Below are 14,395 nucleotides of genomic sequence, written 5' to 3' on the forward strand. Positions count from 1 at the left end.
CGGGCTTGCCCCGCGATAGGGCCGGTTAGACCCCCCTCAATCCACGCCGACGAACCCGCCTGTCTCCCACAGGTACCGCGTTGCACTGACGGACAGCGCGGTACCTGTGGGAGCGGGCTTGTCCCGCGATAGGGCCGGTTAGAACCCCTCAATCCACGCCGACGAACCCGCCTGTCTGGTGATGCCACAGCCGCGCATACAGACCCCGCTGCGCCAGCAACTCGGCATGGCTGCCGCTTTCGACGATGCGCCCCTGCTCCAGCACCACCAGCCGGTCCATGCGCGCGATGGTCGACAGGCGGTGGGCGATGGCGATGACCGTCTTGCCCTGCATCAGCGTCTCCAGGCTTTCCTGGATCGCCGCCTCCACCTCCGAGTCCAGCGCCGAGGTGGCTTCGTCCATGATCAGGATCGGCGCGTTCTTCAGCAGCACCCGCGCAATGGCGATGCGCTGACGCTGGCCGCCGGACAGCTTGACCCCGCGCTCGCCCACATGGGCATCGAAGCCGGTACGGCCCTGGGCATCGGACAACTGCGGGATGAACGCGTCGGCACGGGCGCCGCGCACTGCCTCCCAGACCTCTTCCTCGCTCGCCTCCGGTCGCCCGTACAGCAGGTTCTCGCGGATCGAGCGGTGCAGCAGCGAGGTGTCCTGGGTGATCATGCCGATCTGCGCCCGCAGGCTGGCTTGGTTGACCTGGGCGATGTCCTGGCCGTCGATCAGAATGCGTCCGCCCTGCACGTCGTACAGGCGCAGCAGCAGGTTCACCAAGGTGGATTTGCCCGCCCCGGACGGCCCGATCAGACCGATCTTCTCGCCCGGACGAATGTCCAGCGTCAGCCCTTCGAGCACCTTGCTGCCCTTGCCGTAATGGAAGTCCACGTTGTCGAAGCGTACGGCGCCGCGCTCGACCTTCAGCGCTGGGGCGTTCGGCGCGTCGGTGACGGTCACCGGCTGGGCGATGGTCTGCAGACCGTCCTGAACCATGCCGATGTTCTCGAAGATGCCGTTGACCACCCACATGATCCAGCCGGACATGTTGACGATGCGGATCACCAGGCCGGTGGCCAGGGCGATGGCGCCGACGCTGATCAGCGACTGGCTCCACAGCCACAGCGCCAGGCCGGTGGTGGCCACCACCAGGAGGCCGTTCAGCGTGGTGATCACCACATCCATGCTGGTGATCACCCGCGACGCCAGTTGGGTCTTCTCGGTCTGCTCGGAGATCGCCTCGCGGGCGTACTGCTGTTCGTGGTCGGTGTGGGCGAACAGCTTGAGGGTGGCGATGTTGGTGTAGCCATCGACGATGCGCCCCATCAGCTTGGAGCGCGCGTCGGAGGACACCACCGAGCGCTCTTTGACCCGCGGCACGTAGTACCACAGTGCGGCGATGTAGCCGAAGATCCACGCCAGCAGCGGAATCATCAGCCGCCAGTCGGCCTCGGCGAACAGCACCAGCGAACTGACCGCGTAGATCAGCACGTGCCACAGCGCATCCACCGCCTGCACCGCTGAATCGCGCAGCGAGTTGCCGGTCTGCATGATGCGCTGGGCGATGCGCCCGGCGAAGTCGCTCTGGAAGAAGTTCAGGCTCTGCTTGAGCACGTAGCTGTGGTTCTGCCAGCGGATCAGGCTGGTCATCCCTGGGTTGATGGTCTGGTGCACCAGCAGGTCGTGCAGGCCGAAGAACACCGGCCGCAGCACCAGCACCACCACCAGCATCCAGATCAGCTCGCCGCTGTGGTCGCTGAAGAAGTGGACGTTGGGCGTGCCCTGGGCCAGGTCGATGATGCGGCTCAGGTAGCTGAACAGCGCCACCTCGATCAGCGAGGCGATGAGGCCGACCACCAGCAGGGCGAGGAAGCTCGGCCATACCTGACGCAGGTAGTACAGGTAAAACGGCCAGACCGTGCTTGGCGGCGCCTCGCTGGGCGCCTCACGGAAGATGTCGATCAGTTGCTCGAAACGGCGGTACAGCATGGGTACTCCTGTCGGTCTCGCGCACAGAGGGCGTCACCTCCCGTGAGACCTGCGATCAATCGATACGTTTGGCCGACTTGATGAAGACCGGATTGGCAGGCACGTCGCGCATGCCTTTCTTCACGGTGGTCGGCGAGTTGACGATCTGGTCGACCACTTCCATGCCTTGGGTGACCTTGCCGAATACGGCATAGCCCGCATCGCGGCCTGGGTTGAGGAAGTCATTGTCGGCGACGTTGATGAAGAATTGGCTGGTGGCCGAGTTCGGATTCGAGGTGCGCGCCATCGACAGGGTGCCGCGGGTGTTCTGCAGGCCGTTGCTGGCTTCGTTCTTGATCGGATCCTGGGTGTCTTTCTGCACCATCTGTTCGGTGAAGCCACCGCCTTGGACCATGAAGCCCGGAATCACGCGGTGGAAGATCGTGTTGTTGTAGAAACCGCTGTCCACGTAGCTCAGGAAGTTCTTGGTACTGACGGGCGCTTTTTCCGCGTTCAATTCTATGGTGACCTGGCCGAGGCTGGTGTCCAGGAGCACGTGAGGGGTTTTGTCGGACGCCATGACGCTGGTGGCGAAGGCGACCGAGCAGGCAGTGAGCAGGAGTTTCTTCAGCATGGGCGCGATGTTCCTTGAGGGGGAAAATGGGCTGCGAGAAAGCGCAGCAGGGTCTGGTTGAAGACCTCGGGTTGATCCAGCGGCGTAGCGTGCCGTGAATCCTCGATGACCGCCAGCGTCGCATGGGGCATCAGGGCGACGTAGCGTTGCTTGTGCTGCACCGGGGTGTAGTCGTGGTCGGCGGCGATCACCAGGGTCGGACACTCGATGGCGCCGATGCGTTCCTGCACGCCCCAGCCGACGATGGCGTCGAAACTCTTGAGGTAGGCGCGCTTGTCGTTGCGCGCCCAGCGCTGGGCCATGCTGCGGCGCAGCGCGGCCTGTTCAGGCTTGGGAAACAGGCGCGCGGCCAGGCCCTGGCCGACCGTCTCGACACTGAGCAGGCGCGCCAGGCTCCAGCGCTTGGCCCACCACAGCCAGTGTTCCAGGCTGCGCCGCTTGACCTCGGGCGCGCTGTTGACGATGCACAGGCTGCGCAGCCATTGCGGGTGATCGACGGCGAACTGGAAGCCGACCATGCCGCCCATCGACAGGCCGACGACATGCACCGGGCCACAGCCCAGGTGCTGGAGCAGGGCCAGCAGGTCGTCGCTGAAGGTGGCGATGCGGTAGCCGCTGCGGGGTTTGGCCGACTGCCCGTGGCCGCGCAGGTCCATCAGGATCACCTGGTAGTGCCGGCTCAGCACCGGCACCTGCCGCTCCCAATCCTGGCTGCTCGAACCGAGCCCGTGCAGCAGCACCAGCGGTTCGCCCTGGCCGTGCACCTCGTAGTGCAGACGGCATCCCGCGTGTTCGAAACGGGCCATGGCCGAGGTCCTCTCAGGCTTGTGCGGGGGCGGCGAAGGGCACGTCCAGCGGCGCGGTGTCGAAGTTGCGCAGCAACTCGATGAGGATCTGCGTAGCCGGGCCCAGGGCCTTTTCCTTGCTCGCGTAAAGGTAGAACAGCGGATGACGACTGCCACCCTGATCCAGCGGCAACGGCTTGAGCAGACCTTCCTCGAGTTCGCGCTCGATCATGTGCCGCGGCAGCCAGGCAAAGCCCAGACCGCTGCCGACGAAGGTCGCCGCCGTGCCCAGGCTGCCCACCGTCCAGCGCTGCTCGGCGCCCAGCCAGCCGACGTCGCGCGGCTGGCTGCGCCCGGAATCGCGGATCACCACCTGCAACTGGCTTTCCAGGTCCTGGAAGGTGAGTTGGCGGTTGAGCCGGTGCAGGCTGTGCTCGGGGTGGGCGACGGCGATGAACTCCACCGTGCTCAACTCGGCGCCCAGGTAGCCGGGAATGTTGAAGCTGCTGATGGCCAGGTCCGCGATGCCGTCGTGCAGCACCTCCTCGACGCCCGACAGCACTTCTTCGCGCAGCCGTACACGGCAGCCGCGGCTCTGCGGCATGAAGGCGCTCAGGGCACGCACCAGGCGGGCGCTGGGGTAGGCGGCATCGACCACCAGGCGCACTTCGGCCTCCCAGCCCTGCTCCATGTGGTGGGCCAGGTCCTCGAGTTGGCTGGCCTGCTTGACCAGTTGCCGCGAGCGGCGCAACAGCACGTCGCCGGCCTCGGTGAGCACTGCCTTGCGCCCGTCGATGCGCAGCAGCGGCACGCCGAGTTGCTCCTGCATGCGCGCCACGGTGTAGCTCACCGACGACTGCGAGCGGTGCAGGGCCTCGGCGGCCTGGGCGAAGCCGCCGTGGTCGACCACCGCCTGCAGGGTTCGCCACTGATCCAGGGTCACGCGCGGCGCTTTCATGTTCGGCTCCTGTTGTCCTAAGCTGCGAACTCTCAAGGAGCGCGCACGATGAAAAAATGCCTGGCGATACTGATGTCGTTGCTGCCGATCACGGCGCTGGCCTATCCGATCGAGGTGCAGAAGCAGGTGGACGGCGTGAAGCTGGACTACACCGCCTACGACACCGCCCCTGACATCGGCAGCATCGCCCTGAACAACTATGGCCAGGTGCCTGCCGCCTGCAAGGTGACCTTCAGGAACGGCCCCGAAGCGCCCCGTGTGCGCCGGATCAACGTGCCCGCCGGGCGAAGCGTGGACGTGACGGCGAAATTCAATCGGCAGATCATCAAGCTGCGCATCGACGTCAACTGCCAGGCGGAATGAACGGATTAGTCGATAGATTGCAGCGATTTTTTACGCTTTTTTATCGATAGGTCAAGCATTAGTCTCACCTCCATCGAATCGCAACCGTATTTGCCGATGGAGGCAGCCATGTCCCGCGTACTGATCATCGAAAGCAGCGCCCGCCAGCAGGATTCCGTGTCTCGCCAGTTGACCCGCGAATTCACCCAGCAGTGGCAGGCCGCGCACCCGGCTGACACCCTGGCCCTGCGCGACCTGGCGCTGAACCCGGTGCCGCACCTGGACGCCGACCTGCTCGGCGGCTGGATGAAACCCGAGGCGCAACGCAGCGCCGCCGAGGTGCAGGCGCTGCTGCGCTCCAACGAACTGACCGACGAGTTGCTGGCTGCCGACGTGCTGGTGCTGGCCGCGCCGATGTACAACTTCACCATCCCCAGCACGTTGAAGGCCTGGCTCGACCATGTGCTGCGCGCCGGCATCACCTTCAAGTACACCCCCACCGGGCCGCAAGGCTTGCTCAGCGGCAAGCGCGCCATCGTGCTGACCGCTCGCGGCGGCATTCATGCCGGCGCCAGCAGCGACCACCAGGAACCCTACCTGCGCCAGGTGATGGCGTTCATCGGCATCCACGACGTGACCTTCATCCATGCCGAAGGCCTGAACATGAGCGGCGATTTCCACGAGCAGGGCCTGAACCAGGCCAAGGCGAAACTGGCGGCGGTTGCCTGAGACGCTGGGGCGAATCCATTCCCAACCCCTGACACCTGTTGCTCCTTTGGGTGTGTCAGCCCGGCCATGCACATGGCCGGGCTTTTTTTATAGCGCTTTGTGAATCGCCGCGCGCACCTACCAACCGGCCACGCCGCCGTCGCCCGCCAGCACCTGACCCTGGGCACGAAGCGCCTCGATCAGGAAGAACGTCGCGCAGGGCGTCTCTACCAAGTGGGTCTGCTGTGGGCCGATGCGGTAGCTGTGGCCCACGAAACGGCCGCGCTTGACCTCGGGTGACAGCAACCCGCCGATCTGCCGACAGGCCAGTTCGCACCAGGCATTGCGCCCTGGCAGGCATTGCCACAGGCGCAGCAGCGCCAGCGAGGCGATGGCGATGGCGCAGGGGTCCGCCTCGTTGGCGCGCAGGCGCCCGGCGGCGGCCTGCGCGCCCCAGCGCTGAGTCCAGTATTCGCACGCCCGCGCGGCGGCCTCGGCGTATTCGCCGCCGTACCGGCCCACGGCCTCGGCCAGGCCCAGCATTGCCCAGGCCTGACCGCGCGCCCAGTGTCCGGGCGCGCTGCGCTGCCAGTGCCCGTCGGCGTGGCGCACGGCCTGGGCGGCCCAGGCGCCTGACGGCTCGGCCAGGCTATGCAGGCAGCGTTGCAGATGGCGGCGCGCCAGGTCTGCGTGGCTCGCCACGGGGCTGCTGTGCAGCAGCGCTAGGGTCGGGGCCAGGGCATCGACGTCGAGGGTGGCCGCCCCTGGCTCGCCTGCGCCCAGGCCGGTGCCCAGCCACCAACCGCCCAAGCCAGGATCGAAGTCGGCGGCCAGGGCAGCGGCGGCGCGCTCGGCCAACTGCCGCGCTTGCGCGCCGTCTGGATGGCGGGCGGCCAGGCCGGCGCCGTACCAGAACACGAAGCTGCGGTTGAGGCTGGGTTCGGCCAGTTGCCCGTGCAGGCGTTCGCTCCAGGCCTGGGCTTCGGCCAGGTCAGTGGCCTGCCCGCTGAGCCCGGCGCGGCGCCACCACAGGGCAGCCCAGAAACCGCCCAGCCAGGAGCCACGCCGCGACAGCTTCCACGGCGTGTCCGGGGCCAGGCGATACAGCGGGAACTGTCCGTCGCACTGCTGCGAGACTCGCCCCAGCGGCGCCAGCAAGGCCTCGATGACCGCCTGACGCTTACGCTGTTCCGGCATCGCTGCAGCCCTCCTGCGTGCGCCGCGCCCGGTACAGGCTGCGGCACAGTCCGGCGCCCACGCACAGCGCCGCCATCAGCAGTGTCCAGCCTGCCGTGAAACCACCGGGCTGGCGCAGCAGCGCGGCGAACAGCGGCGGTCCGAGCGCGATGCCGCCGAAGAAACCCAGCGACAGCAGCCCGGCGCTGCCGGCCACGCCACCGAAGCGCGGCTCGCGCAGCAGCATGCTCATCGCCACCGCATTGCTTGCCACCAGGCTCAATCCCATGCCCAGCACGGCGCCCCACAGCGGCCAGAGCCGGCCCGGCGCCGCCTGCTGCAACAGCAGCACAGTGGCCAGGGCGAACAGGAACAACCCGCCGAGCAGCGCGGTTTCATCGCGCAGCGCCGCGCCCAACGGGGTCAACAGCAGGCGCGAGAGGATGCCGGTGATGCCGAAGCCGCTGATCATCAGCCCGATAGTGGCCGGGGCGACGCCAAGACTGCTCGCATACACGCCAAAGAAGGTGATGAACGCTGACAGGCACAGCCCCGCGCAGCCCTGGATCGCCATCAGTCGCAGCAGCCAGCCATTGGGCCGCTGCACGCGCAGCGCGGTTTTGGCCGGTGTGGCCGGTGCGGCGATCCGCCGGGCCACCCCCAGCGCCAGCAGCAGCGCCAGCGGCGCCCAGCAGGCCAGCGCCAGGCGCCAGCCCAGCGCTTCGCTGAGCGCCGGCAAGGCAATGCCTGCCAGCAGCGCCGACGCCTGCACCCCGGCCTGCTTGATACCGACCAGGCTGGCCCGTGGCGCATCGGCGGTCTGCGCGATGGCCTGGTTGGTGGCCGGGTTGGCCAAGGCCTGCGCCGCGCCGCAGAACAGGAGCGCCACCACCAGGCCGACGAAGCCCGGCAGCACCAGCACCAGGCTGAACGACAACGCCACCAGCACGAACAGCGCGCGCAGCCCGTTGCGCGAGCCGATGCGCTGCACCAGCGCCCCGGCCCACGGCGACAGCAGCGCGGCCAGGCCGAAGGCGCTGGTGGTCAGCCAGCCCAGTTGCTGGCGGTCGATGCCCAGGTCGGCGATCAGTTGCGGGCCGAGCACGCCGAGGGCATAGAACACCATCATCGGCAGGCCCATGGCGCAGGTGAGCAGGGCCGCCAGCGGCACGTGCCGGTTCATGGCGCCCCCTTGCCGTGCAGGTGCACGGAGGGCGCCAAGGCATCGAAGGCCACACCGGGTTGCGTGGCCTCCAGCAGATCGCGGCCCAGGGTGCTGATCAGTGCATCGTCGGTGCCGTCGAGGATGTGCGTGGTGCGCGCGCCGCGATAGATGCCCGACAGCGGCGACAGCTCGCTCAGGCCCTCGGCGCCCATCACCTGGATCGCCGAGTCCACCGCCAGCGACAGCGCTTCGCTGGCCGCCAGCTTGGCCAGGTTGACCTCGATGGCGTTGGCCTGGCCACGGTCGAACTTGGCCGCCGCATCCTGCAGCAGGCCGCGTGCGCTGGCGATTTCACGAAAGCTGCGGTACACCCGGGCGCGCACCAGTTGCTTGTCGGCCAGCCGTGCCTGGGCGCCGCGCGGCGAGTGTACCCGTGCGCACAGCGCGTCGAAGCAGCGCTGGGCCAGGCCCAGCCAGTGCGCTGCGCGCAGCAGGCGGCCCAACCCCAGGCGCTGCTGCATCAGCGCCAGGCCCTGGCCCGGTGCGCCCAGCACCTGATCGGGCTGCACCCGCACCGCTTCCAGGTGCACCTCGCCCTGACCCTGCTGGCGACCGAGCAGTGCCAGCGGCCGGACGAAGCGAAACCCTGGACTGTCGCAGGGCACCACCAGCATCGACAGCGCCGACTGCAACGGACCGTCGTCGGTGCGGGCGATCACAGTGGCGAAGTCGGCGCGCTCGGCGCGGCAGATGAACCACTTGCGCGCCGTCAGTTGCCAGTGGTCGCCTTGCCAGTGCGCCCGGCTGTTCAGCGTGGCCGGGATCGAGCCGATGCTGTCCGGCTCGGACATCGCATAGCACGGCACTTGTTCGCCGCGCACCAGCGGCAGGTAGAAGCGCTCGCGCAGGCTCGGGTTGGCGTGGCGGGCGAGCATGTGGCAGTCCAGCGTGGCGTCGCAGCCCAGCAGCGCCGGGGCGAATTCGCTGCGTCCTTCCTCGGCGGCCACGGTCAGGTAGTCCACCAGGCTGGCGACCCGGCCGCCGTCGGCCACGGGATAGAAATTGCCGAACACGCCCTCGGCCTTGGCCTGAGCCTGCAACTGGGCCGTCAACCGCGCCGCCGCCGCATCGCAGCGGCCCAGCTCGGCCTCGCGCGGCAGCACCTGCCGCTCGACGAAGTGGCGCACCCGCTGCGCCAGGTGGGAGACATTCTCGCAGGTCATGGCTCAGCCCACCTGCCGCACGGGCTCGGCCAGGCCGGCAGCGTCGGCGGCCAGGGCGCGTTTGTCGACCTTGCCGGCCGGCGTCAGCGGCAGGTGGCGGTAGAAGCGCAGGTACTCCGGCAGCTTGTTCACCTCCAGGCCCTGTTCGCGCAGGAACCCGGTGATGTCCTGCAAGGCGAAGCGCTGCGCGCCTTCGCGCAGGGTCACGCACAGGCACACGCGCTGGCCTAGGTCCGGGTCGGGCACCGGCACGCAGGCCACGCTGACCACGTCCGGGTGCGCCATGGTCAGCCCTTCGATCTGCACCGGGCTGATGTTGGCGCCGCCGCGAATGATGATGTCTTTCTTGCGCCCGGCCAGTTTCAGGTAGCCCGCCGGATCGATGAAGCCCAGGTCGCCCGTGCGCACCCAGCCCTCGGCGTCGCGGTAGCGCTCGTCCAGCTCCGGCGCGTTGACGTACTGCATGGGGCTCAGTGGCCCGCGCGCGGTGATTTCGCCGACGCTGCCAGGCGGCACCTCGCGGCCCAGGTCATCGACGATGCGGATCTCGCACACCGCCGGATTGGGTTTGCCGACGCTGCCCAGCACCACCTCCAGCGGGTCGTCCAGGGTGTTGTGGCAGTTCACCCCGTCGGCCGAGCCGTAGAGGCTGATGAAGCCGCAGCCGAAGGCCTCGGTGCAGCGCAGCACGGTGGCCTCGTCGATCACCGAACCGCCGCATATCAGCCCGCGCAGGCTGGACCTGTCGATCTCGGCCAGGGCCGGGTCGGCGGCGATGCGCTGGAGCATGGTCGGCACGCCGAGGATGAAGCTCGGGCGCAGGCGTTCGATGGCCTTGATCGCCTCGCCCACCTCGAAGCGCGGCAGCACCACCAGCGAGCCGCCCAACCAGCTGAGCACGCCGAAGGTGGCCGTGGAGCCGAACGAAGAGCCCAGCGGCACCAGGTACAGGCCACGGAACTCGGCGCCGTCGTCGCTGATGCGTTGCAGGAAGCGGCCGCGTCCGCCGATCAGCGCGTTGTGCGAGTAGGCCACCAGTTTCGGCTCCGACTCGGTGCCCGAGGACACCAGCAGGCGCACCGGCGAATCCGGGCACACCCGAGGCAGGCTGGTGCTGTCGATGGGCGTGTGCTCGAACAACGCGTCGAGGGTCGACCAACCTGCGCGTGGCGCGCCGTCGACGATCAGAAAGCGCAGCGACAACAGGGTCGGGCGCAGCGACTCGATCACCTCGCACAGGTCGATGTCGGCGTACTGCGCCGGCACGATCACCGCCCGCGCATCGCAGCGGCGCACCAGGGCCTGGATGTCCAGCTTGCCGCGCCCCGGCGGGAAGGGCGCGACGATGGCGCCCAGCGCGGCCACCGCCAGGTCGATGGCGCAGCAGCGCCAACTGTTGCTCAACTGATAGGCCACCACATCGCCCGCGACGATTCCCGACTGGCGCAGACTGCCGGCCAGGCGCAGGGCCGCGCCGAGCAGTTCGGCGTAGCTGACGTGGCCCTCCGGCGACAGCACCGCGGGTTTGTCCGGCGTCTCGCCGGCGCGCTCGCGGAACAGGTCGAACACATCGCGGTTCGGGTAGCTGCCGTCTTCGCGCCAACGACGACGGGCGTTCTGGGGTACCAGGTCAATGATGCCGGCGGTGTTCATGTGAAACTCCACGGTGATTGAACGGATCGGTAGGTGCGCTGGCCGAAGCAGTCGGCCAGGCAAGGGTCGTTGGCCAGTGCGGCCAGGTCTTGATGCACGCGGCTGGCGGGAATCCCGGCCTGTTGGCAGCGTCGTTGCCAGTGTTCGGCATCGGCGCTGGCCAGGCGCCGTGGCAGGTCCTTGGCCTCGCAGGGGGCGCCGAGCAACTGGTCGAGGGCGCGTCGCTGGGCGCGGTTCTGGCAGTCCACCGCCAGCAGGCCGTGGCCGGTCTCGAACACGCCTTGCAGCAGGCTGGGTGGGTTGGCGCTGTCGCTGGCCAGCAGCAGGTCGGCGGCGCCGAGCAGGGTGCTCTGCACCTGGCTGCCGCGTGCGTGCAGGCAGCGGTCGAGCAGGGCGGCACAGACGCCTTGGGCGCTGATCACCCCGCCCAGCACATCGAGTGCGGTGAACAAGGTGCCGCCGCGCGTGCCACTGGCGCGGGCGATGCGCTCGGCCACGCCAGACCAGGCCTGTACGGTGAAGTCGGTGCCCGGCGCCTGCACGGCGGCGTCGCCCCAGCCACCGGCATAGGCGTGCACCAGCGACGGGTGCCGCGCGTGCAGGTCGGCGGCGTCCAGGCCCAGCTCGGCGGCCTTGCCCGGCGCCCAGTTGTGCAGGAACACGTCGGCCTCGGCGCACAGCGCGTCGATTTCGGCGCGGCCGGCGGCGGACTTGATGTCCACCTCGCGCACCGACTTCAAGTGATTGAGCGCATCGAAGCGCACCGAGCAGCCGTCGGCGCACGGCGGCATATTGCGTAGCGGATCCCCGCCCGGCGGCTCCAGGCGAATGACCTCGGCGCCGAGCAGCGCCAGCAGGTGGCCGGCCAGTGGACCCTGGATGCGCCGGCACGACTCCAGCACACGAATGCCTTGCAACGGCAACGCGCCGGGCACGGTGGTGGACCGTACCAGCGCTTGCGGCCCAGGGGTCAGGCGCCAGGGGCTGGACAGGCTGGCACGGTAGTCGGCGTCGGCCTGGCGTTGCGCCGGGCTGCGCAGGGGCACCAGCGCCACACCGCTGGCCTGCGCCTGGGCCTGGATCCGCGCCAACGGCAGGGCGGCCAGTGCGTCCAGGCACTCGGCGGGCATCGCTGCCACGGCCCTGGCATAGCGCAGCAGAAAGTGCTGCCAGGCTTTGCCTGCAAGGCTGTCGCTGATACCGAGCGCGCGCCAGAAGTGCCGCCACGGTTGGCTGTCGAGGGTTTCCAGTTCGAAGGCCGCGCCCTCCAGCGACACGAACGGCGGCCGGGCGAAGGCATCGTCCTGGCCGGGCAGCAAGCGCTCGGCGTCCTCCGGCGCGGTGGCGCCCGCCAGGTACTGGCCGATGCTCAACAGCGCGCCGCGCGCAGGGTCCAGGGTGACGCTGTGGAAACGACCGCCGCGCAGCTGGCCGACGGCGGCGGCCAGCGTGGCCTGCCAAGCCAGCGCTGCGTTCAGGCTGGCCAGGTAGTTCACCCCCAGTGCCTGCGCTCGGCCACTGGCGCGACCATGCACCGACATCAGGCCGCAGGCGGCCTGCAGGGTGAATTCGCTGGTCAGTTCCAAGGGCAGTGCAGTGGGCATCGCCAAGTGCGTGTGCAGCGGTTGCAGGTCGGGGTGCAGCAGGTGCAGTGCCGGCCCTTCGGCCAAGCCGTCGAGCGAACGCAGGCCAAGGCACTCGCCGTGCTGCTGCAGGGCGCGGCTCAGGCCCTGCCAGGCAGGCAGGGAGGGGCCGCTGCGCCAGCGCAGGCTGGCGTCATCGAGGATACGGGGCATGGGCGGATCTCGCGGACAGGGGACGGGCGAGCAGGCTTCGCGGGCGTACCCGCGAAGGGCTGGAGGGGCTTCAGCCGCCAGCGACGGCCGGCAGTACGGTCAGCTGATCGCCCGGCCGGGTCGCCGTGGCCAGCCCGTCGGCGAAGCGGATGTCGTCATCGTTGACGTAGATGTTGACGAAGCGGTGCACCTGGTCGTCGTTGACCAACCGCGCCTTGAGGCCGGGGAAGCGGCTGTCCAGGTGCTCGATGATGTGGCGCACCGTGTCGCCCTCGGCCTGAACCTGTTTCTGCCCTTCGGTGAGCGGGCGCAGCAGGGTGGGAACCATCACTGAAACCGACATGCGAATCTCCTTCTTTGCGTGTGGGGCCGCCGTGGCGGCCGGTTCATGGCTGGACGGACAGCGGTTCCTCGAACACCCGCCCGTCGATGATGCGAAAGCTACGCGCCGCATGCCGGGCCTCGGCCCAGGTCGAGACGATCAGGTAATGCACCTGGCCGTCGCTGGCATGGGCGATGTCCTCGCGGCTGGGCCAGGCTTCGCTGGCGGTGTGCGAGTGGTAGATCACCCGGCAGTCCTCGTCGCGCTGGTCCAGCTCGCGCCAGACCTGCAGTTGCTCGCGCGGATCGAAGCTGAACCAGGTCGGGCTGGCCGCCTGGTTGCGCAGCGGCACCACGCGCTGGGCCAAGGCCTGGCCACTGGCGGCGGCGATCAGGCCGCAGGCTTCGATCGGATGCGCGGCGCGGGCCAGGCGCTGAACCTCGGCCAGCGCCTGGGCGCTGATGCGCAGAACCATGTGGCTGTCCTCAATAGCTCGGCAGGGCCGGTTCGACGTCACGCACCCAGGCCAGCACGCCGCCTTCCAGGTCGCGCACCTTGCCGTGGCCCAGGCGTTGCAGGTCGCCGGCCACCGCGCGCGAGCGCATGCCTGACTTGCAGGTGATCACCAGGTCGGTGTCGTGGCCGTAGCGCTCGACGATCTGCGCCGCCACCTGCTCGGACTTGGGCATGAGCACGGCGCCGTCGATGCGCACGATGTCCCATTCGGTCGGCTCGCGGACATCGATGATCACCGGCGCGCGCCCGGCGTCCTGCAGCGACTTGAGCTGCACCGCGCTGATCGCCGGCACCCGCGGTGCGTCGCTGGCCGCCGGCCGGTTCAGGCCGCACAGCGCCTGGTAGTCGCCCAGGGCGGTGACCGCCTGGCGTTGCGGCAGGCGCCGCAGGGGCAGTTGGCGATAGCTCATCTGCAGCGCGTCGTAGACCATCAGGCGGCCCAGCAGCGGCTCGCCGATGCCGGTCAGCAGCTTGATCGCCTCGGTGGCCATGATCGAGGCGATGGCCGCGCAGAGCACGCCGAGCACGCCGCCTTCGGCGCACGAGGGGGCCAGCTCCGGCGGTGGCGGCTCGGGGTACAGGTCGCGGTAGTTGAGGCCGCGACCGTCGGGTGCGTTTTCCCAGAACACCGAGGCCTGGCCTTCGAAGCGGAAGATCGAGCCCCAGACATAGGGCTTGTCGGCCAGGATGCAGGCGTCGTTGACCAAGTAGCGGGTGGCGAAGTTGTCGGTGCCGTCGAGGATCAGGTCGTAGCCGCTGAACAGCTCGACGGCCATGTCCGCTTCCAGGCGCTCGGTGTGGGTGCGCACCTTCACCAGTGGGTTGAGGCGGGCGATGGCCTGGCGTGCGCTTTCCACCTTGAGCTCGCCCAGGTTGTCGACGGTGTGGATCACTTGGCGTTGCAGGTTGGACACATCGACCCGGTCGAAGTCGATCACGCCCAATGTGCCGATGCCGGCCGCGGCGAGGTAGAGCAGGGTCGGCGAGCCCAGGCCGCCGGCACCGATGACCAGCACCTTGGCGTTCTTCAGACGACGCTGGCCAATGACGCCGATGTCGGGAATCAGCAGGTGGCGGCTGTAGCGGTTCACTTCTTCGCGGCTGAGCTCGGCAGCGGGCTCGACCAGAGGCGGTAGGGTCATATCGCTTTCTTCCAT

Annotated in this window: 14 protein-coding genes; 2 read left to right on the top strand and 12 right to left on the bottom strand. The window is 68.8% G+C overall.

Features of this window, described 5'->3' with window-relative positions; translation table 11 throughout:
- Positions 1-148 precede the first annotated feature (148 nt).
- The 4 genes from Q6A47_RS14920 to Q6A47_RS14935 are packed head-to-tail and all read right to left on the bottom strand — an operon-like array spanning position 149 to position 4,337.
- The gene (locus tag Q6A47_RS14920; RefSeq protein ID WP_116887767.1) at positions 149-1,981 is read right to left on the bottom strand and encodes an ABC transporter ATP-binding protein; all 1,833 of its coding nucleotides are present in this window, start codon (positions 1,979-1,981) and stop codon (positions 149-151) included.
- Between the two features lie 55 nt (positions 1,982-2,036).
- The gene (locus Q6A47_RS14925) at positions 2,037-2,594 is read right to left on the bottom strand and encodes a peptidylprolyl isomerase (protein WP_304484668.1); all 558 of its coding nucleotides are present in this window, start codon (positions 2,592-2,594) and stop codon (positions 2,037-2,039) included.
- A complete protein-coding gene (locus Q6A47_RS14930) occupies positions 2,588-3,400 on the bottom strand; it encodes an alpha/beta fold hydrolase (protein WP_039576161.1) in 813 nt (270 codons plus the stop codon). Before Q6A47_RS14930 ends, Q6A47_RS14925 begins: the two co-directional genes overlap by 7 nt.
- Positions 3,401-3,413: 13 nt before the next feature.
- Positions 3,414-4,337 (bottom strand): PA3225 family LysR-type transcriptional regulator, encoded by a 924-nt coding sequence (locus Q6A47_RS14935; protein ID WP_039576162.1) that lies wholly within the window; start codon positions 4,335-4,337, stop codon positions 3,414-3,416.
- A 48-nt stretch (positions 4,338-4,385) separates the two neighbouring features.
- Here Q6A47_RS14935 and Q6A47_RS14940 point away from each other — a divergent pair, with 48 nt between their 5' ends.
- Entirely contained in the window at positions 4,386-4,700 is a 315-nt protein-coding gene (locus tag Q6A47_RS14940) for a hypothetical protein (protein ID WP_029613683.1), read from the top strand.
- Between the two features lie 108 nt (positions 4,701-4,808).
- Positions 4,809-5,408: an FMN-dependent NADH-azoreductase gene (locus Q6A47_RS14945; RefSeq protein WP_039576164.1), complete on the top strand. Its 600-nt coding sequence runs from the start codon at positions 4,809-4,811 to the stop codon at positions 5,406-5,408.
- 117 nt (positions 5,409-5,525) lie between these two features.
- Here the strand turns inward: Q6A47_RS14945 and Q6A47_RS14950 are convergent, their stop codons facing one another.
- The 8 genes from Q6A47_RS14950 to moeB form a co-directional block, all read right to left on the bottom strand.
- Entirely contained in the window at positions 5,526-6,584 is a 1,059-nt protein-coding gene (locus Q6A47_RS14950) for a glucuronyl hydrolase (protein WP_304484669.1), read from the bottom strand.
- A complete protein-coding gene (locus Q6A47_RS14955) occupies positions 6,568-7,746 on the bottom strand; it encodes an MFS transporter (protein WP_304484670.1) in 1,179 nt (392 codons plus the stop codon). The genes Q6A47_RS14950 and Q6A47_RS14955 overlap by 17 nt, the downstream gene beginning before the upstream one ends.
- Positions 7,743-8,951 (bottom strand): acyl-CoA dehydrogenase family protein, encoded by a 1,209-nt coding sequence (locus Q6A47_RS14960; RefSeq protein ID WP_304484671.1) that lies wholly within the window; start codon positions 8,949-8,951, stop codon positions 7,743-7,745. The genes Q6A47_RS14955 and Q6A47_RS14960 overlap by 4 nt, the downstream gene beginning before the upstream one ends.
- Positions 8,952-8,954: 3 nt before the next feature.
- The gene (locus Q6A47_RS14965) at positions 8,955-10,604 is read right to left on the bottom strand and encodes a class I adenylate-forming enzyme family protein (protein WP_295484862.1); all 1,650 of its coding nucleotides are present in this window, start codon (positions 10,602-10,604) and stop codon (positions 8,955-8,957) included.
- Positions 10,601-12,400 carry a CoA transferase gene (locus Q6A47_RS14970; RefSeq protein WP_304484672.1) on the bottom strand — a complete coding sequence of 600 codons (1,800 nt, stop codon included), beginning with the start codon at positions 12,398-12,400 and terminating at the stop codon, positions 10,601-10,603. Before Q6A47_RS14970 ends, Q6A47_RS14965 begins: the two co-directional genes overlap by 4 nt.
- Positions 12,401-12,470: 70 nt before the next feature.
- Positions 12,471-12,743 (bottom strand): MoaD/ThiS family protein, encoded by a 273-nt coding sequence (locus Q6A47_RS14975; protein ID WP_029613680.1) that lies wholly within the window; start codon positions 12,741-12,743, stop codon positions 12,471-12,473.
- A gap of 43 nt (positions 12,744-12,786) precedes the next feature.
- Positions 12,787-13,197: a M67 family metallopeptidase gene (locus tag Q6A47_RS14980; protein WP_295484858.1), complete on the bottom strand. Its 411-nt coding sequence runs from the start codon at positions 13,195-13,197 to the stop codon at positions 12,787-12,789.
- A gap of 10 nt (positions 13,198-13,207) precedes the next feature.
- On the bottom strand, positions 13,208-14,380 hold the full coding sequence (gene moeB / locus Q6A47_RS14985) for a molybdopterin-synthase adenylyltransferase MoeB (protein WP_029613679.1): 1,173 nt from the start codon (positions 14,378-14,380) through the stop codon (positions 13,208-13,210).
- Positions 14,381-14,395 lie beyond the last annotated feature (15 nt).

The organism is Pseudomonas boreofloridensis, from assembly GCF_030580795.1.
GTDB classification, from domain to species: domain Bacteria; phylum Pseudomonadota; class Gammaproteobacteria; order Pseudomonadales; family Pseudomonadaceae; genus Aquipseudomonas; species Aquipseudomonas boreofloridensis.